1 protein-coding gene is annotated in these 821 nt (G+C 67.6%); it reads right to left on the bottom strand.

Translation table 11 applies throughout. From position 1 onward, the window contains the following. Positions 1-151: 151 nt before the first annotated feature. Positions 152-821: DUF817 domain-containing protein (locus tag DW296_RS00675; RefSeq protein ID WP_136050654.1), on the bottom strand; the 670-nt coding region annotated here is incomplete at its 5' end.

Here is an 821-nt window from a genome sequence, read left to right as displayed (position 1 = left end):
CACGCACGACGGCGCCGGCAAGGAGCACCACGACGGCAAGCCCGCTCCGGCGCGTCGTCGCCGCCGTCGTCGCGGCGGCTCCGGCACCGGAGCGGCACCCGTCACGGGCGCCTGATCCGCATCATCATCGTCCGAGGGGCGCCGCACGGTCTTAAGTGCGGCGCCCCTCGTTCTCCAGGAGTGCCGCCGGGACCTGCGGCGGGTAGACCCAGGCGACGAGCACGACCGAGATGATCATCAGCAGGAACCACGAAGTGAGCTTGCTCAGCGACACCGGCTGCCATCCCTCCGCCTGGTCCGGGTAGGCCCAGGCGCCTGCCCAGGTGCCGATGTTCTCGGCCAGATAGATGAACACCGCCACTCCGGCGAAGACGGCCAGCAGCGGCAGCCGGATGGTGCGGCGCCATACGCGGGCATGCATGATCGTGGGCAGCCACAGCACGACGACCGCTGCCAAGAGCACCCAGCGCGCATCCCACCACCAGTGGTGGGTGAAGAAGTTGATGTAGATCGCGGCAGCCAGGACGGCCGTCAACCACTGGCGGGGGTAGCGGGTGAACCCGAGGTCGAACAGCCGATACACGCGAACCATGTAGGAGCCGACGGCCGCATACATGAACCCGCTGAACAACGGGACACCGCCGATGCGGAGAATGCCGTCCGCCGCATACGCCCAGGAGCCGACGTCGGTCTTGAACAGCTCCATCGCGGTGCCGGTGATGTGGAAGAGCACGATCACCCAGAGTTCCCGGCCACTCTCGAGGCGGAACACGAGCATCGCCACCTGGATCAGGACGGCCGCGATCGTCAGCGCATCATTG

The organism is Microbacterium sp. K36 (assembly GCF_004794355.1).
Taxonomy (GTDB): domain Bacteria; phylum Actinomycetota; class Actinomycetes; order Actinomycetales; family Microbacteriaceae; genus Microbacterium; species Microbacterium paraoxydans_D.
The sequence above is the reverse complement of the archived record's forward strand: the minus strand, read 5'-3'. Positions and strand labels throughout refer to the sequence as shown.